We start from the raw sequence: 16567 nt of genomic DNA on the forward strand, positions 1-16567 counted from the left end.
TTTTCCCTCTCCTACTTCAATATTTTAATTCCCGGAAAATACCGCAATATGGCTTTTCCTACAATTTTCTCTTTTTCCACATAAGGCTGTTTCCAGAAGCGAGAGTCACCGGAATGATTACGATTGTCACCCAGCATAAAGTAACTGTCCTCCGGCACAACATAAGGTCCATAATCTCCAATAGGTGTTTCCGGCGTAAAGCTATCATCTAATGGTGTTTCAGATCCATTGATATAAACCTTTCCTTCCTTAATTTCCACCGTTTCCCCAGGTAATCCAATCACTCTTTTCACAAACAGCTGACTTTCATCATCCGGATATTTAAAAACTACAATATCAAAGCGCTCTGGATCACTAAAAAGATATGCCAAACGGTTTCCAAAAAAACGGTCTCCTGTCATAATGGTTTTTTCCATGGACTCTGATGGTACTCTGGCATTGATCAGCAAAACATTATTAATAATCAACACCACCGCTACTACAAAGATAATCATCTTAATGTACTCCCAAAGTTCCTTCCATATAGAGTTTTTTATAACTGGTTTACTCATGTTTCTTAACATCTCCCTTATTTTTCTCTGATACAAATTTCAAAAGTCCTTCCCCTTCTAAGGCTCTTCTGAAATTTTCAGGTATATCAGCCGTAATTGTTTTTAAAGACAGTTCTTTTAAAATCCCCTCAGTCTTCGGAAAGCTAAGCTTCCATGCATGGAGCAGCTGATATTCCACACCATATTTCTTCCGAAAACTTTCATTCTTTTCCCTCTCTCCATATTTCCAATCTCCGATTACCGGATGCCCGGTTCCGGACAGATGGCTTCGAATTTGGTGAGAACGCCCTGTTAAAAGCTCCACTTTTAAGAGCGTATCTCCATTTTGGGAAAGTCCCAAAGGTTCATATTTCGTTTCAATGGGAAGACTGCCTTCCTTCTGTTCCTGAAATACAAATACTTTATTTTTCTTTTCATCTTTCCAAAGATAACCTTTTATATGAGCCGGTTTCTCTATTTTTCCTTTTACTAATGTTAAATAATATTTATGCAGATTTCTCTCTTTAAACCACTGAGACATCTCCTGTAAACCCTGAACTGTTTTTCCTGCCGCCACCAAGCCGCTGGTATTCCTGTCTAAACGATTGCACACACCCGGTCGAAAAGTTCTTAAATCTTCCTTTGTCAAAAATTTATTTTTTAACAAATATCCTGTCACATATTCTACCAGAGATATATCCTCTTTTTCCGCTTTCTGTGACAGCATTCCAGCCGGCTTGTTCACAAACAGCACATGACTGTCCTCATATACAATATCTAAATCTGTCTGACTGCTGCTCTTTTCTTCCCCACAGAATTTTTCCAATGTATCATCAGATAAAAACAGCTTAATTTCATCATCCGCCTGCAATTTTTCATTTCCTGTGGCTTTTTTTCCGTTCAGCGTAATATTCTTTTTTCGAAGCATTTTGTAAATAAAGCTTTTGGGCGCTTCTTTCAAATATTTTCCCAGAAATTTATCAAGTCTTTGACCGCTTTCTAATTCTTTTACTACTAATTGTTTCATGGTTTCTCCTAAAGGGAAATCGCGCAAATTACCCTCTTTATTTTTTCATTTCTTGTAAGTTCCGGTTCATCGGGATCTGGTTTAAATTTAATATCCTTTTCCAGTGCTTCCCGATGCTCCCACATAGTTTCCAGGCGTTTGGTGTAATCTCCCAGTTTTCTGAAAATCTTCACACTGACATAAAATCCGTTCTGTCTTAAAATATCCTGTATATGCTTTTCTACAAAAGCAGTATCTGTCTTCTCTCTGCTGGTGTATCCCACTACTGTATTTCCGCAGATTGCAACAGAGTCTAAAAAAGACTGCTTTTCATAAGCAGAAACTACAAATTCATAGCCACATACCAGCCCATGTTTATGTTTTTCAATCTCCCGATATTCCTGCTCTTTCATAGGCTTTTGCATAAACATCATAATCATACCTACTGCAAATTTACATGCCGGCAGACATGCCACCGCAGCAAAAGCAGTAAATACATTTTCTCTTTTTCCATGTATTGCAAGTCCTGTTAAGAAAATCAGTATAGGCGGTATAAAAGCAAGCAGCGTATAAATCACACGCCTTTTCTGCTGGTTTTTAATATAGCCAAAATCTCCTTTTTGTATTTTTTTCTTTATATCTTTCATTGTTCTCGCTCCTTAGGGATTTCTTTTTACATAAAATACATAATAACTTTTCTGGGTATAATTTTACACAACACCCGTAAAGCTTTCATAGAAAAACCATACACAGAAATCTCCCGTCCTCTTTCACTGTCTTTTAACGCTTTCTCTACCACAGCTTCTGCATTGGCAATAAAAGGCTTTTTATAAAAAGGCATATTTTCCTTTCCGCCCATTTTTTCTAAAAATGGAGTATCTACAGGCCCGGGACATACTGCAGTAACAACAACTCTGCCCCTTTGCTCCACTCCCAGTGCTCTTGCAAAAGATAGCACATAAGCTTTTGAAGCAGCATATACTGCAAATCCCGGCTGCGGCACAAATGCTGCACCGCTGGCAAGACATAAAATACGGCTTCCCTTCTTACAATAAGGAAGGCAAAGCCCTATAAAGGCTGTCAGTGCTGTACAATTTAATTCTGTCATCTGACATAACTTATCTACAGCAGTATCTTCTACCTTTTTTTGAATTCCTGTTCCTGCGCTTTCTACCAATATTTGAATACTTGGATTTTCTCTTTTCAAAAGTTCGTGAAACTCATTGAAAGCTTGTCTGTCTGTTAAATCCATAGGCAGAATGCGAAGTTTTGAAATATCCTTCTTCAATTCCTCTAAAGTCTCTTTTTTTCTGGCAATTACCCATATTTCATCTAACTCTATATATTTTTTTGCAATCTGTTTTGTAAAAGCCTTTCCCATGCCAGAAGAAGCACCTGTAATTACTGCAATTTTCATAATCTATCCCTTCCTTTTATGCACATTTCGAATAGATTTCTTTTTCTTTGTCACAGGTTTCTTTGTACTTTGTTCTTTCTTCGCCATCCCTCTTGGACGGATCAGGCATTTTTTATCAAAACCAATTAAATCTTTTCTCCCCGCTAACAGCAAAGCTTCTTTTACCAAATCACAATTTTCCGAATTTTTGTATTGAAGCAGCGCCCTCTGCATGGCTTTTTCCTTTGTAGTTTTTGGTACATAAACTTTTTTTCCTGTTCTTGGATCTATGCCTGTGTAATACATACAGGTAGACATGGTAGAAGGCGTAGGATAAAAATCTTGTACCTGCTCCGGTGTAAATCCCATATCCCGTACATACTCTGCCAGCTTTACAGCTTCTTTTAATGTACAGCCAGGATGAGAAGACATAAGGTACGGAACTACATATTGTTTTTTCCCCGATTTTGCATTTGCTTTTTCAAATTTTTTCAAAAACTGCTGATAAACTGCATGTTCTGGTTTTCCCATATAATACAACACTTCATCAGATACATGCTCCGGTGCTACACGAAGCTGTCCGCTGACATGATATTTCGCTAATTCATCTAAAAAAGCCGGAGAAGTATCTGCATTTACATAATCGAAACGAATACCGGAACGTATAAAAACCTTTTTTACCCCGGGCACATCTCGTAGCTTCCGAAGAAGTTCCAGATAATCCGTATGGTCTGCCTCCAAATTTTTGCAAGGCTTTGGAAAAAGACATTGTTTATTGGTACATACCCCTTTTGTTTCCTGTTTCTTACAGGCAGGATGACGAAAATCTGCTGTAGGTCCTCCTACGTCATGAATGTAGCCTTTAAAATCCCTTTCTTTTACATAAGATTTCGCTTCTTCTATAATGGAAGCATGGCTTCTGGTCTGCACAATCCGTCCCTGATGAAAAGCCAACGCGCAGAAATTACATCCACCAAAACAACCTCTGTTACTGGTAATACTGAACTTAATTTCCTCGATTGCAGGAATTTTTCCCTGCTTTTCATACATAGGATGGTAAGTTCTTGCATAAGGCAAATCGTAGACCTCATCCATTTCTTTCTGGCTCAATGGTTTGGAAGGAGGATTTTGTACCACATAGCCTCTGTTTCCGTAATCTTCTATAAGAACCTTACCTGAAAAAGCATCTGTGTTTTCATACTGTATACGAAAACTGTCTGCATAAGATTTTTTATTTTCGCAAAGCTGTTCATAAGATGGAAGAACCACTCCCTTTGGCATTACTTTTGTTTTATAAACCGTCCCCGGAATAAAAGTAATGGAACTTACGGGAAAGCCTTTATCCAGAGCCTCCGCTATCTCCAGAATGCTCCGTTCTCCCATTCCGTAAGAAATCAAATCCGCTCCTGAATCCATTAAAACAGACCGTTTCATTCCATCAGACCAGTAATCATAATGCGCCATTCTTCGCAGAGAAGCCTCAATACCTCCCAGAATAATAGGCGTATGCTTATAAGTCTGGCGGATTAGATTGCTGTATACCGTTACGGCTCTGTCCGGGCGCAGTCCCATCTGTCCTCCCGGAGAATATGCATCCTGCTTTCGATGTTTTTTCGCTACTGTATAATGATTAACCATAGAGTCCATATTTCCCGCTGAAACCAGAAATCCCAGTCTGGGTTCTCCAAAAACTGCAATACTCTCCTTTTTTCTCCAGTCAGGCTGTGCAATCATTCCCACAGAATATCCGCGGCTTTCTAAAAGCCTGGTAATAATGGCTGCTCCAAAAGAAGGATGGTCTACATAGGCATCTCCGCAAATATAAACAAAATCCGGCTGCCAAATTCCTCTGGCTTCCATTTCCTCTTTCGTCACAGGCAAAAATTTTGTACTCATAAATTTAATACCTCATAATAATCCTCTATGTAATAGTCTGCAAGTCTGCGTTTTTCTGCTTCCTGCCTTTTACTGTAAGCATCTTCCACAGCGCACACCTGCATTCCTGCATTTTTTCCCGCCATAATTCCCATAGGGACATCTTCAAAAACAAGGCAATTCTTTGGCTCAACCTGCAGTCCCTGTGCTGTCTTTAAATACACATCCGGTGCAGGTTTGCTGTTTGGCACTTCGCAGCAGGTAGTGATGCAGTCAAAATATTTCTCAATCTCATGAGCTTTTAAAACAGCTACAATCAATTCCCGGCTGTTGCTGGAACTAATTCCAACAGAAATTTTTCTACTTTTCAGTTCTTCTAAAAATTCTCTCACCCCTGGTTTTAAGGGAACTTCATTGCAGTATTTTTCTTCTGCCATATCAATCCAGGTTTTTTTGATTTCTTCTAAAGAGTCTTCAATCTGAAATCTGTTTTTAAAGAAAACAGCTGTTTCTGTAAATCCCATACCTTCTAGTTCTTCCTGAAAGGCCTGAATATCTGCCGGTACAGCTATTCCCTTTTTACCTAAATATTCTACATCAATAGACTTCCACATCCACATAGAGTCTACCAATGTTCCGTCTAAATCAAATATCACTGCTTTTATATTCTCAAGCATTTTCTTTCAACCTCTCAATCTCCTCTGGCGTCAACAAACGATATTCCCCCGGCAAAAGATTTTCATCCAATACCAGGCTTCCCATAGACAGCCGTTTTAGAAATATCACTTCATTTCCCACTGCATGAAACATTCTTTTTATCTGATGAAATTTCCCTTCCCGGATAATAATTTCTGCCTCATCTTTTTCTTTATTTAAAAGAAAAACCTGAGAAGGCATCGTAAGCTTGTCTTCCCCAATATCCACGCCTTCTTCCAACTGTTTTCTGTTATCTTCAGACAAAGCTGTTTTTAACCGGACAAAATATTTTTTATCTACATGCTTTTTGGGAGCCAACAGATTATGTGCCAATTCTCCGTCATTGGTAATCAGCAACAATCCTTCTGTGTCCTTATCCAGACGTCCCACTGGAAATAAATCTTTTCTTTTCTTATCCGAAATTAAATCCAGAACTGTCTTCTCCCGCCTGTCTTCTGTAGCAGATATCACACCCTGAGGCTTATTTAACATATAATAAACTAATTCCTCATAAGCAATTTCTTTTCCATCTGCCAAAACTATATCTGTCTGTGTATCTATTTTATATTCCGGGCTCTTGACAATTTCCTCATTCACGGAAATCCTGCCCTTTTTGATATCCTTTTTTACTTCTGTTCTTGTACCCAGCCCCATATCTGCCAAATACTTATCTAATCTTATTTTTCCCATTACTGCATTCTCCAGCCTGCATAATATTTGTTTTTCAAAATTCCTTTGTCCAGCTTTCCAAAGCCCAGGGAGAAGCCGTCCACACAGACTAGCTGCCATCCCTTTTCTCCTATTGGTTTTAAGTCCGATACATCAATGGTTTCACCTTTTAAATATTTTACAGTTCGAATATCCTTGGAAGAAAGCATAATGCAGGAAGTAAATGTATCCGGTGACAAAGCCATTGCAAAAGCCTGACTGGGTTCAAAACGATTTTTTCGTATTTCTCCCAGATAAAGACCGGTACGTAAATACCGAAGCTTCGGCATATTTCCGTCCCCCGGTAAAAAATATAATTTATCTTTTTCCTTTTTCATTTTTCCGTTGGAGAAATCAAAAGATACCAGTTTCAAAAATTCTTCCACACAAGCATCTGGTTTCTCTTCCTTCTTTGCAGCAGCCTTCTTCTTTTGTATATTGTCTCTGTTTTTTTCTTTTTTCTGTATCAATGCCAGAAAATGTCCTTCTCCTGCCATTTTATGAGGGAAAATACGAACACACTTTTTCAGCTGTCGGCATATTTCTTCACTTTTTCCTTCTAAAGAAAAGCCTTCTGAAAATTCCTCATATTCCAGTGGTGCAAGCACCTCCATATCTTCGCATTTCTCTAATAAGTACGCAATGGTTTCTTCATTTTCCTTTTTGGAAAACGTACAGGTAGAATAGAGCATCTTTCCTCCCGGCTTCAACATTTGTGCTCCCTGAATAATCAGTTCTTTCTGAATTTCTGCATAATACTCTGGTGATTTCTCCAGCCAATATTCTGCCATTTTCGGTTCTTTATGAAACATCCCCTCACCGGAGCAAGGCGCATCAATTAAAATTTTATCAAAAAATTCAGGAAAATTATTAACCAGCTTAGCAGGTTTTTCACTGGTAACATAAAAATTCGGCGCACCGGTAAGTTCCAGATTTTTCAGAAGAGCCTTTGCCCTGCTGTTGCTTAAATCATTTGCCAGTAAAAATCCCTTTCCCTGCAATCTGCACACTAATTCCGTAGCTTTTCCCCCGGGAGCTGCACACAAATCCAATACCTTATCATAAGGCTGAACTTCCAGACGGCTTGCAGGTGTCATGGCACTGGGCTCCTGAAGGTAATAAAGACCTGCAAAATAATAAGGATGTCTTGCGGGATTTTCTTCCTTTTCCTCTGCATGAACATAATATCCGTTTTCTACCCACGGAATTTGCTCTTTTTCAAAAGGCATAATATTTTCCCATACAGACTTTGTCAGCTTATAGGGATTAAAACGCAGTCCCTGACGAACAGGCTGCTCATATGTTTTTTTATACTCCTCGAACTCTGCTCCCAATAAACCGCGCATTTCCTTTTCATATTCTTCTGGTAAATTTATCATACTTCCTCTATCCTTCATTTTATATATCTTCGTACGTCAATACTTGTGCGCGGCATCCTTCTGCAATAAAATCCAGCTCTTTGTAAAAACATTCTAATTTTTCCGGATTTTTTTCCTGATACACTTTATAAAATTCCTCTAATATTCTTCCTGTTTCTCTTCTGTTTGCATAGTAATAGAGATTTTCAATATTATTCAATATGTCCGCTACCAGATTAGACTGGTGAAGCATGGATTTTTGAGCATCCATCACTTCGCTGCGCACAAGGGACATCTCTTCATCCAGCTTTAATACAGAATTTGCAGCCTCTGTTAATCTGTTCGCAAGATTTGCCGGCACATTGCCTTTATATTTATACTGCAAAGAGTGTTCTATAGTTGCCCAAAAATCCATTGCTAAAGTTCTAATCTGAATTTCTGCATGAATTTCTTTTTTCCCTGTTAACGTTTCTGCACAATAGGATACTATCATGTGATAGCTTCGATATCCACTGTCCTTTCCCTGAGTTACATAATCCTTTTCTTCCAGTACTTTCATATCGCTGCGGTTTCGAATTAAAGATGCCACCTTTTCAATATCTTCGCAAAACTGACAGATAATCCGTACGCCGGCAATATCTTCAATCTTTTCTTCCAGTTCATCCCAGGAAACATGCTTATCCTGCATCTTTTCCAGAATACTGTTAATGGATTTCACACGACCGGTTACCTGTTCAATAGGAGAATACAAATTTTTCTCCCGATGCTCTTTTTTCAAAAGCTTAAATTTCATAACCAGATCTTTTACTGCAAGTTCATAAGGAATGAGCAATTCACGCCATAAACGTATTTCCATAAAACATTACTCCTTAACTATCATTAAAGTATAGCATACTTCTTTTCTTTTTAATAGAAAAAATTTTTCTGCCTCTCCTGTAAGAATTGCAGTACCGGATACGGATTTAAAGGGTATTCTTGTTTTTCTTTTGTAGATATGTAAATTCCCAAATGGAGATGGGGCGGAAATTTCCCCCTTGTTCCTTCCGCTCCATATCCGGTATCCCCTAAAAGCCCTAAAACTTCTCCTGCTTTTATTTCATCACCTTCACAAAATTTCTCTGCATAAGATGATAAATGTGCATAATAAAAATACCCTCCTCCGGGACTTCGAATTCCAATACGATATCCACCTAAAGGAAGCCAGCCTATTTTTTCCACGATACCATCTGTCATGCTTAAAACCGGATAATAGTCTGTTTTTGCGTCTTCCGGAAAAATATCACACCCTTCATGAAAACGTTCTCCCCCATAATACCTTTTTTCATGCCAACTATTCTCATAAGAAAAAGTTGCCGACTTTGCATTCATCTGCCCGGCAACAGGAAAACATTTTAAATCCTCCCAAAAAAACAGATATTTTTCCATATCCTCTCTGGAAACTCCTGCGCTTTCCATACTCTTTACAGGAATTCCTCTCTGTCTTAACTCATCTAAAGAAGCTTTTTCTTTTATCTCTCCTATAAGACTTGCATTAAAACACAAAATCACACATAAAAACAGCAGTCGCTTCAGCACAAAAAACCTCCGTCTGCACATGATATACCGGTAACTACACTCTTACCATTACATATCATTTTATGCGCAGACGAAGGCAATTATGACATTATTCTTTTATTCTTTTTAAAACTTCTAAAAGATATTTCCATACACGTTCTACAGAAGAAATACAAAGTTTTTCTTCTGATGTATGAATATCCTGCATATCCGGTCCAACAGATACACAATCCAATCCTTCAATTTTCTCGTAGAATAAACCACATTCCAGACCTGCGTGAATAACATTCACAACAGGCTCTTTCTTATACATTTCCTGATATACATCTACCAGAACCTGACGCAGTTTAGAGTCTTGTTTAAATTCCCACGCAGGATATTCTCCTTCTATAGTGAATGTACCACCTAAAAACTCCGTAAGATATGCAATCTTATCAGCCAGCGCTTTCTTTGCTGTTCCCACAGAACTTCTTACACTGGCAGAGCAGCTCAGTGCCTCAGGAGTCAGCTTTGTAATCCCCACATTGCAGGAAGTCTCTACAAGGCCATCAATAAAACCGCACATCTTCTGAATTCCGTTTGGATAATTCAAAAGGAAAAACAACACTTTTTCCTGACTTACCGGATGAAGCACCGGTTCTGTGCCCTGTCCTTCTCCTTCTATTGTCACAGTAATTCCTTCATCGCTTCCTGTATATTCTTTTCTCAGAGCTTCTGTATAAGCTGCTGCATAAGCAGAAAGCTTCTCTCCTTCTTCTTTAGATGCCAATACCAGAGCTTCTGCCTCTCTTGGAATTGCATTATCCTTCTGTCCACCGAAAAGCTCTGAAACAGAATACTCTGCAATTTCTTTTCCTTCATGAAGAAAGCGTGCCAAAAGCAATGTAGCATTCGCTCTGTTCTTATCAATTTCTGCACCGGAATGTCCGCCTAAAAGCCCGGATACTTTTATTCTCCATTTATAATCTGTATACTCCTGATAGCGAACAGGAATTTCTGAAACTGCTGTCATACCGCCTGCACAGCCCGCACAAATATATCCTTCTTCTTCTGAATCCAGGTTAATCAGATATTTTGCCTTTAAAGGTGTTGTATCAATAGAAGCCGCTCCTAAAAGTCCGATTTCCTCATCTACGGTAATCACCAGCTCCAATGCCGGATGTGAAAGAGTAGTATCTTCCATAATTGCCAATCCGTAGGCAACTGCAATCCCATTATCTCCACCTAAAGTTGTATTTGTTGCAGAAACAAAATTACCTTCTATCCGAAGCTGTAATGGATCCTTTGTAAAATCATGTGTACTGTCCGCTGTTTTTTCACAAACCATATCCATGTGTCCCTGAAGCATAACTGTAGGTGCATTTTCATAACCTTTGGAAGCTTCTTTAAAAATAATTATATTATTATTATCATCCTGAATACAACGCAAATTATGAGAATGAGCAAAATTCACCAGATAATCACTGATTGCCTTTGTATTTCCTGAACCATGAGGAATTTTCGTAATCTCCTCAAAATAATAAAATACCCTTTCAGGCTGTAAATGTTCTAATACTGCCATTTCTGTTCCCTCCTGTTGATTTTTCTTTCTTCATTCTTACACAGATTGAAAAAAATAGCAAGCTTTCCGGAAAAACTTGAATATTCTATTTCTTCATACATATATTTTAGATAAAAAACAGGATTTTCTCAATGAAAAAATTATTTCTTCCTTTTACTCTGCTTTTTTTCTTATTCTTTCTTTTATTATTTCCCGCCCAGGCTTTTTCTTATGCCAAAGCAGGACTCATGTTATGGTTCTATACTCTTTTACCATCGCTCCTGCCATTTATGATTTTATCTAATATTTGCATCAAAACCGGTCTGCTGGACAAACTTTTTGAAGCGCCGAAAAAATTTTGGAAAAAAACTTTTGCACTTTCTCCCTCAGGCGCTTACGCATTGTGCATGGGGCTTTTCTGCGGTTATCCCATGGGAGCCAAAATCACCGCAGACCTTTATCTTGAAAAACGTATTTCAAAACAAGAAGCTTCTTATCTGCTGAGCTTCGCCTGTTTTCCCGGTCCTTCTTTCTTATCTTCTTATATCTGTGTAGGACTGTTTCAAAATACACATTTAATTTTCCCTACATATTTTATTCTTTACACCTCCGGCTTTTTATGCTCCCTTTTGTTTCGTCCCAAAAAAAGTTCTGGATTTTCTTATCCGGAAAAAACAAAAAAAGAGATATCCAGCTCCAAATTTCTCGGAAACATTCTGGATACCTCTATTATGAACGGTTTTGAAACAATCACAAAGCTTGGAGGATATATTTTAATTTTCTCTATCCTTCAGGGAATTTTCAGCATAGCCTTTCGTTCCTTCCCTACCCTCAGCTACTTTTTACAGGGAATTACGGAAATGACTACCGGAAATGCCGCTTTGTCTAAAGCCCCCTGGAACTTTGACTTTCTCTATCCTCTCATCCTTGCTTTTACTTCCTTTGGCGGTCTAAGCGTGGCTGCGCAGACAAAATCCATGCTTGCTAACACAAATCTGCCCTTTTCCTCTTATTTAAAAGGAAAAATATGCAGTTTCATCTGTACCTTTGCCATTGCTTTTTGCTTAGTCAAAATCGTCAAAGTCGTCATCTAAATCTTCATCATCATCTAAACCATCCGGTTGATAGGAAGGTGCAGGAGCTTCTTCCTGAACCGGAGCTTCATTGCCCTGAACAAGCTGAGGAGATAACTCGGCTCTGTTCTGGTTGATAACTTCTAAAGAGCCACGAAGTGCCTGAACAAAATCATTATATTTTGCTGCTGCATCTTCTAACATATTGCTGGCAAGCTGTCCCATATTTGCCATCATTTCATCTGTATAAGATACTGCGCTTAAACGCAGTGTGTTTGCGTCATTGGTAGCTGCATCAATAATTGCCTGTGCCTGCTGATTTGCACTGTTGATTGTTTCATTTGCCTGTGCATAAGCCTGCTGCATAACTTCAGACTCTTTTACCATCTCCTGTACCTGTTTTTTGGTATCTTCAATAATGTTGTCTGCTTTTGCCTGTGCATCTGCTAAAATCGCATCTTTATTGCTGATAATCTTCTGATATCTTTTAATTTCATCCGGTGTTTTTAAACGAAGCTCTCTTAACAGCTCTTCGATTTCCTCTTTATTTACAATAATCTTTGTTGTAGATAACGCCTGATATTTACAACTTTCCACATATTCTTCAATTTCTTCAATAATCTGTTCAATTCTGCTGCTCATCTTTTATTTCTCCTTATTGTATTCTTTTCCCAAATGCCTCTGCCTGTATTTTTCTTCCACCTGTCGTACTACAAAATCCGGTGCAAAATTTGAAATATCTGCCCCAAAAGACGCTGCCTCCTTCAATGTAGTGGAACTTAAATACGCATACTGAAGGCTGGTAGTCAAAAACATAGTATCCACATCAGTTGCCAACACACGGTTTGTCTGAGCCATCTGCAATTCATATTCAAAATCAGTAAAAGCTCTCAAACCACGAATAATTACCTTTGCCTCGCAGCTTCGTGCAAAATTAACAGATAATCCGTCAAACGCCTGAATTTTTACGTTGGGAATATCCTCTGTTACATTCTCTAATATATTAACACGTTCTTCCACAGAAAACAACGGACTTTTTGCAGAATTATTCAAAACTCCTACAACAACCTCATCAAATAAGCTTGCTGCCCGTCTTATAATGTCCAAATGACCATAAGTTACCGGATCAAAACTTCCCGGATAAATTGCTCGTACCATTTGCTATGCCTTTCTAATAAAAATATGCTGGTTTGTCTTGTATCTTTTCACTTTATCAATGAAAAATCCCAACTCTTCCAAATAACTGAAATCCGTTTCTAAAGAAGCCTCCACAATAATTCTTGTATCCTCATTTACAAACTTCGCATCTTTTAAATTTTCTAAAACTCTCTTTTCCAATTCCTGATTATATGGCGGATCCATGAAGATACAGTCAAAGGGTTCTTCATTTTCCAAAGAAGCAACTGCCTGAAACACATCTCTGCACCATACCTCGGCTCTGTCTGCCAATCTGGTGAATTTTAAATTGTCCTCTATTACAGCTGCCGCCTTTTTATTTTTTTCAATAAATATACAAAACTGGGCGCCTCTGCTCAAAGCTTCAATTCCAATCCCACCGCTTCCAGCAAAAATATCTAAGAAACGACATTCACACAAATAGGGCTGAAGCATATTAAATAATGTTTCTTTTACTCTATCTGTGGTAGGCCTTGTTTCCAAACCTGCAATCGTCTTTAAAGGCATACTTTTTGCACTTCCTGCAATAACTCTCATAAATTATTTTTCCTTCTTCAGTATCTTTTATCGATTTAAGCGGTAATCCAAATCTCCCTGTTCCAGTCCTAAAATCAAAGACTCCGCAGTTGCAATATTCGTTGCAATAGGAATATTGTACTGATCACAGCATCCGGAGATTTGATATACATCCGGCTCCGTTGTATCAATCATTGCCGGATTGTAAAAGAAGATTACCATATCAATATCCCCGCGCTCAATCATTTCTGTAAACTGTTTATCTCCTCCCATACTACCCGGAAGAAATTTATGAACACGTAGATTTGTCACTTCTTCTATTCTACGTCCTGTAGTCCCTGTTGCATAAATTTCATGTTTTGCTAAAATATTTTTATAAGCAATACAAAAATCCTCAATCAGGGCTTTCTTACTGTTATGCGCTATAATTCCAACATTCATTTACATCAATCCTTATTTCTTTTAATTCAATTAAACCATCTGGTTCTCTTGTATTCCAGAGTCTATTATAGCAAAAGCACCAACTTTTTGCAATTATTTTTTATCATTTTATACACTTTTTACAAATTTTGTGTATTTTCACAAAAGTATCGACTCTAAACTCTAAATCTGAGTATTCATTGTAATACAATTCACATAATTTGTCAAAACTTGAAAGAACTTCTAGTGTAAAAATTTTTTTAAATCACATAATAGCATTGTAACACAAAATAAATTCCAAAGGAGGAAATTAAAATGTCTAACAATAATTCTTCAAACAAAGCAGTTGTACCAGAAGCAAAAGGAGCATTAAATCGTTTCAAATATGAAGTTGCAAACGAATTAGGTGTACCTCTTACAGATGGTTACAATGGTAACTTAACATCCAAACAGAATGGTTCTGTTGGTGGATATATGGTTAAAAAAATGATTGAGGCACAGGAACGTCAGATGTCCGGAAACGGAAGCACACAGCAGTTCTAATATACGAAGTCATTCGTAAAATTTAACAAAGGAAGGGATTTTCTTCTGCTTATTTTACAAAATAAAAAGAAGGAAGTCCCTTTTTCTTATTTCATATCCCCGGCATTTCCATTCTTTCTTTGCCATAAGAGAAAAGCCTGTCCCTTAACCGTTCATGCTGAGGCAGGGATAAATCCGGGTCTAAAGTTAAAATCGCCCCCGCCGCTTCACTGGCCTCTTTTAAAATCTCTGCATCCTGATAAACATCTGCAATTTTAAATTCCATCAAGCCGCTTTGACGGATACCAAAGAAGTCTCCCGGACCTCGCAATCGTAAATCTTCCCCTGCAATCTGAAATCCATCGTTGGACTTTACCAGAATTTCCAATCTCTCTTTTGTCTCCGTATCCTGTCCTCCCTGTACAAAAATACAGTAAGACTGATATTCTCCTCGTCCTACCCTTCCTCTTAACTGATGAAGCTGGGCAAGTCCAAAACGCTCTGCATTTTCTACCATCATCACAGTAGCATTAGGCACATTGACTCCTACTTCAATGACAGTTGTAGATACCAGCACCTGTATTTTATTTGCTGCAAAATCTTCCATAATTTTATTCTTTTCTGCTGCTTTCATTCTTCCATGAAGATAAGCAACAGAGATATCAGAGGGCAGAGCCTCCCTTAAAATTTGCGTGTAATCAATGACGTTCTCCGCATCCAGCCCTTCGCTTTCCTCTACCATAGGGCAGATGACATACACCTGTCGTCCTTCTTCCACCTGCTTTTGAATAAAGTGATAGGCTCTTGGACGATAAGAGGTATCTACCACGCAATTTTTAATGGGCAGTCGTTTTGCAGGAAGCTCGTCCATCACAGAAATATCCAAATCTCCATAAAGGATAATCGCCAATGTCCTTGGAATAGGTGTAGCGCTCATAACCAGTACATGAGGCTTCGTGCCTTTTTTTGATAAATCTTCTCTTTGATTAACTCCAAAACGATGCTGCTCATCTGTAATTACCAAAGCCAGATTATCGTATTCCACCTTTTCCTGTATCAATGCATGCGTTCCGATAATGAGCTTTACCTCCCCTGAGGCAATCTGGGCATATCTCTCCCTTTTTTCCTTTGCTGTATTAGATCCGGTAAGGAGAACAGCTTTTAACGGCAAATTATGCTGCTCCAACAATTTTTCCATTTCCGTATAATGCTGTTTTGCAAGAACCTCTGTAGGAACCATAAGCGCCGCCTGATATCCATTAAAAGCAGCAAGCAGCATTGCCAAAAATGCGATAATGGTCTTTCCACTTCCTACATCTCCCTGTACCAGTCTGGACATCAAAGTATGCCCTGTCATATCTTTTTCAATTTCATTCCACACTCGCTTTTGTGCATTCGTCAATGGATAAGGCAGTCCCTCAATCACATTTTCTGTTTCCCACACAGGCTTTATCTGAAAAGAGTTAAGGGTATCCTGGGTCTTTTCTTTCATCATTCGAACAGAAAGAATAAAAAGTAAAAATTCATCAAAGACTAATCTATGATGTCCCAGAAGTAAATCTTTCTTATCTCTTGGAAAATGAATATGTGAAACTGCATAGTTATATTCTGCCAACTGGTAATAGTTTCTATACTCCTCCGGCAGATATTCCTGCACAATTTCTTTGTTTTCTAAAATCCGGTGCATGGTTTTTACCATAAATTTATTGGTTAATCCCTTGGTCAGTCCATAAATAGGATACAAGCTGTGAAGCAGCGTCTGGTAATCCTCTCTTCCAAAAATTTCCGGCTGTTCCATTGTCCTGCGTCCGTTTTTCTCTGTTACCATTCCTCTGAAAATATAAATTCCACCAGACTGCAAAGTATTGCGTAAAAAAGGCATGTTATACCAGGTAAGCTGTAAAAAAGAATTCTCGTCTTTTAAAGTAGCCGTTACTACAGTAAGTCTGCCTGTATTTCTCATTCCTACTTTTCCTGTAATTCTCCCAATAACCGCATACTTTTTCCCTTCTGATACCTCAGAAACTCCTACTGGTTCTGTATATTCATCATATTCCCTGGGATAATATCTGAGAAAGTCCCCCACTGTGGTAATTCCCAATTTTGTCAGAAGCTTTTCTGTTTTTTCTCCAATCCCTTTTATCGTCCGGATACTTTCCTGTTCCCTCATTTTAAAAATCCTCACAAAAAAGAAGCA

At 38.3% G+C, this 16567-nt stretch carries 18 protein-coding genes; 2 read left to right on the top strand and 16 right to left on the bottom strand.

Annotated features, from left to right (window positions below):
* Positions 1-11: 11 nt before the first annotated feature.
* The 11 genes from lepB to BQ7352_RS11625 form a co-directional block, all read right to left on the bottom strand.
* Positions 12-551 (bottom strand): signal peptidase I, encoded by a 540-nt coding sequence (gene lepB, locus BQ7352_RS11575; RefSeq protein ID WP_072449377.1) that lies wholly within the window; start codon positions 549-551, stop codon positions 12-14.
* Entirely contained in the window at positions 544-1557 is a 1014-nt protein-coding gene (locus BQ7352_RS11580) for an RluA family pseudouridine synthase (protein WP_072449378.1), read from the bottom strand. The genes lepB and BQ7352_RS11580 overlap by 8 nt, the downstream gene beginning before the upstream one ends.
* 8 nt (positions 1558-1565) lie before the next feature.
* The gene (locus BQ7352_RS11585) at positions 1566-2183 is read right to left on the bottom strand and encodes a hypothetical protein (RefSeq protein WP_072449379.1); all 618 of its coding nucleotides are present in this window, start codon (positions 2181-2183) and stop codon (positions 1566-1568) included.
* Between the two features lie 26 nt (positions 2184-2209).
* Entirely contained in the window at positions 2210-2953 is a 744-nt protein-coding gene (locus BQ7352_RS11590) for an SDR family NAD(P)-dependent oxidoreductase (RefSeq protein ID WP_072449380.1), read from the bottom strand.
* Between the two features lie 3 nt (positions 2954-2956).
* On the bottom strand, positions 2957-4828 hold the full coding sequence (locus tag BQ7352_RS11595) for a YgiQ family radical SAM protein (RefSeq protein WP_072449381.1): 1872 nt from the start codon (positions 4826-4828) through the stop codon (positions 2957-2959).
* Positions 4825-5484 carry an HAD family hydrolase gene (locus tag BQ7352_RS11600; protein ID WP_072449382.1) on the bottom strand — a complete coding sequence of 220 codons (660 nt, stop codon included), beginning with the start codon at positions 5482-5484 and terminating at the stop codon, positions 4825-4827. Before BQ7352_RS11600 ends, BQ7352_RS11595 begins: the two co-directional genes overlap by 4 nt.
* Positions 5477-6193, bottom strand: a complete 717-nt coding sequence (locus tag BQ7352_RS11605; protein ID WP_072449383.1) for a pseudouridine synthase — start codon at positions 6191-6193, stop codon at positions 5477-5479. The genes BQ7352_RS11600 and BQ7352_RS11605 overlap by 8 nt, the downstream gene beginning before the upstream one ends.
* On the bottom strand, positions 6193-7590 hold the full coding sequence (locus tag BQ7352_RS11610) for an RsmF rRNA methyltransferase first C-terminal domain-containing protein (RefSeq protein ID WP_072449845.1): 1398 nt from the start codon (positions 7588-7590) through the stop codon (positions 6193-6195). Before BQ7352_RS11610 ends, BQ7352_RS11605 begins: the two co-directional genes overlap by 1 nt.
* Before the next feature lie 19 nt (positions 7591-7609).
* Complete coding sequence (locus BQ7352_RS11615) at positions 7610-8425, bottom strand: GTP pyrophosphokinase (RefSeq protein ID WP_072449384.1); 816 nt, start codon at positions 8423-8425, stop codon at positions 7610-7612.
* A gap of 50 nt (positions 8426-8475) precedes the next feature.
* Positions 8476-9144, bottom strand: coding sequence for a M23 family metallopeptidase (locus tag BQ7352_RS11620; RefSeq protein ID WP_072449385.1), 669 nt, complete (start codon positions 9142-9144; stop codon positions 8476-8478).
* Between the two features lie 88 nt (positions 9145-9232).
* Complete coding sequence (locus BQ7352_RS11625) at positions 9233-10684, bottom strand: aminoacyl-histidine dipeptidase (protein ID WP_072449386.1); 1452 nt, start codon at positions 10682-10684, stop codon at positions 9233-9235.
* 227 nt (positions 10685-10911) lie between these two features.
* Here BQ7352_RS11625 and BQ7352_RS11630 point away from each other — a divergent pair, with 227 nt between their 5' ends.
* Positions 10912-11757: a sporulation protein gene (locus BQ7352_RS11630; RefSeq protein ID WP_242948578.1), complete on the top strand. Its 846-nt coding sequence runs from the start codon at positions 10912-10914 to the stop codon at positions 11755-11757.
* Here the strand turns inward: BQ7352_RS11630 and BQ7352_RS11635 are convergent.
* The 4 genes from BQ7352_RS11635 to BQ7352_RS11650 are packed head-to-tail and all read right to left on the bottom strand — an operon-like array spanning position 11728 to position 13869.
* Positions 11728-12378, bottom strand: coding sequence for an ATPase (locus tag BQ7352_RS11635; RefSeq protein WP_072449388.1), 651 nt, complete (start codon positions 12376-12378; stop codon positions 11728-11730). The two genes, BQ7352_RS11630 and BQ7352_RS11635, sit on opposite strands and share 30 nt — an antisense overlap.
* Before the next feature lie 3 nt (positions 12379-12381).
* Entirely contained in the window at positions 12382-12894 is a 513-nt protein-coding gene (gene coaD, locus BQ7352_RS11640) for a pantetheine-phosphate adenylyltransferase (RefSeq protein ID WP_072449389.1), read from the bottom strand.
* 3 nt (positions 12895-12897) lie between these two features.
* On the bottom strand, positions 12898-13449 hold the full coding sequence (gene rsmD / locus BQ7352_RS11645) for a 16S rRNA (guanine(966)-N(2))-methyltransferase RsmD (RefSeq protein ID WP_072449390.1): 552 nt from the start codon (positions 13447-13449) through the stop codon (positions 12898-12900).
* A 27-nt stretch (positions 13450-13476) separates the two neighbouring features.
* Positions 13477-13869, bottom strand: coding sequence for a methylglyoxal synthase (locus tag BQ7352_RS11650; protein ID WP_072449391.1), 393 nt, complete (start codon positions 13867-13869; stop codon positions 13477-13479).
* 294 nt (positions 13870-14163) lie between these two features.
* Between BQ7352_RS11650 and BQ7352_RS11655 the strand changes: the two genes are divergently transcribed.
* Positions 14164-14391 carry an alpha/beta-type small acid-soluble spore protein gene (locus tag BQ7352_RS11655; RefSeq protein ID WP_004222130.1) on the top strand — a complete coding sequence of 76 codons (228 nt, stop codon included), beginning with the start codon at positions 14164-14166 and terminating at the stop codon, positions 14389-14391.
* Between the two features lie 91 nt (positions 14392-14482).
* Here the strand turns inward: BQ7352_RS11655 and recG are convergent, their stop codons facing one another.
* The gene (gene recG / locus BQ7352_RS11660) at positions 14483-16540 is read right to left on the bottom strand and encodes an ATP-dependent DNA helicase RecG (protein WP_072449392.1); all 2058 of its coding nucleotides are present in this window, start codon (positions 16538-16540) and stop codon (positions 14483-14485) included.
* Positions 16541-16567 lie beyond the last annotated feature (27 nt).

The sequence above is a fragment of the Blautia sp. Marseille-P3201T genome (assembly GCF_900120295.1).
Taxonomy (GTDB): Bacteria; Bacillota; Clostridia; order Lachnospirales; family Lachnospiraceae; genus Blautia.

Excerpts from the sequence above, each read along its gene's own strand:
- BQ7352_RS11590 (WP_072449380.1), bottom strand. The coding sequence starts at position 2,953 with ATGAAAATTGCAGTAATTACAGGTGCTTCTTCTGGCATGGGAAAGGCT.
- BQ7352_RS11600 (WP_072449382.1), bottom strand. The coding sequence starts at position 5,484 with ATGCTTGAGAATATAAAAGCAGTGATATTTGATTTAGACGGAACATTG.
- coaD (WP_072449389.1), bottom strand. The coding sequence starts at position 12,894 with ATGGTACGAGCAATTTATCCGGGAAGTTTTGATCCGGTAACTTATGGT.
- BQ7352_RS11625 (WP_072449386.1), bottom strand. The coding sequence starts at position 10,684 with ATGGCAGTATTAGAACATTTACAGCCTGAAAGGGTATTTTATTATTTT.
- BQ7352_RS11595 (WP_072449381.1), bottom strand. The coding sequence starts at position 4,828 with ATGAGTACAAAATTTTTGCCTGTGACGAAAGAGGAAATGGAAGCCAGA.
- BQ7352_RS11605 (WP_072449383.1), bottom strand. The coding sequence starts at position 6,193 with ATGGGAAAAATAAGATTAGATAAGTATTTGGCAGATATGGGGCTGGGT.
- rsmD (WP_072449390.1), bottom strand. The coding sequence starts at position 13,449 with ATGAGAGTTATTGCAGGAAGTGCAAAAAGTATGCCTTTAAAGACGATT.
- BQ7352_RS11655 (WP_004222130.1), top strand. The coding sequence starts at position 14,164 with ATGTCTAACAATAATTCTTCAAACAAAGCAGTTGTACCAGAAGCAAAA.
- BQ7352_RS11585 (WP_072449379.1), bottom strand. The coding sequence starts at position 2,183 with ATGAAAGATATAAAGAAAAAAATACAAAAAGGAGATTTTGGCTATATT.
- BQ7352_RS11615 (WP_072449384.1), bottom strand. The coding sequence starts at position 8,425 with ATGGAAATACGTTTATGGCGTGAATTGCTCATTCCTTATGAACTTGCA.
- BQ7352_RS11650 (WP_072449391.1), bottom strand. The coding sequence starts at position 13,869 with ATGAATGTTGGAATTATAGCGCATAACAGTAAGAAAGCCCTGATTGAG.
- BQ7352_RS11635 (WP_072449388.1), bottom strand. The coding sequence starts at position 12,378 with ATGAGCAGCAGAATTGAACAGATTATTGAAGAAATTGAAGAATATGTG.
- recG (WP_072449392.1), bottom strand. The coding sequence starts at position 16,540 with ATGAGGGAACAGGAAAGTATCCGGACGATAAAAGGGATTGGAGAAAAA.
- BQ7352_RS11630 (WP_242948578.1), top strand. The coding sequence starts at position 10,912 with ATGTTATGGTTCTATACTCTTTTACCATCGCTCCTGCCATTTATGATT.
- BQ7352_RS11610 (WP_072449845.1), bottom strand. The coding sequence starts at position 7,590 with ATGATAAATTTACCAGAAGAATATGAAAAGGAAATGCGCGGTTTATTG.
- BQ7352_RS11580 (WP_072449378.1), bottom strand. The coding sequence starts at position 1,557 with ATGAAACAATTAGTAGTAAAAGAATTAGAAAGCGGTCAAAGACTTGAT.
- lepB (WP_072449377.1), bottom strand. The coding sequence starts at position 551 with ATGAGTAAACCAGTTATAAAAAACTCTATATGGAAGGAACTTTGGGAG.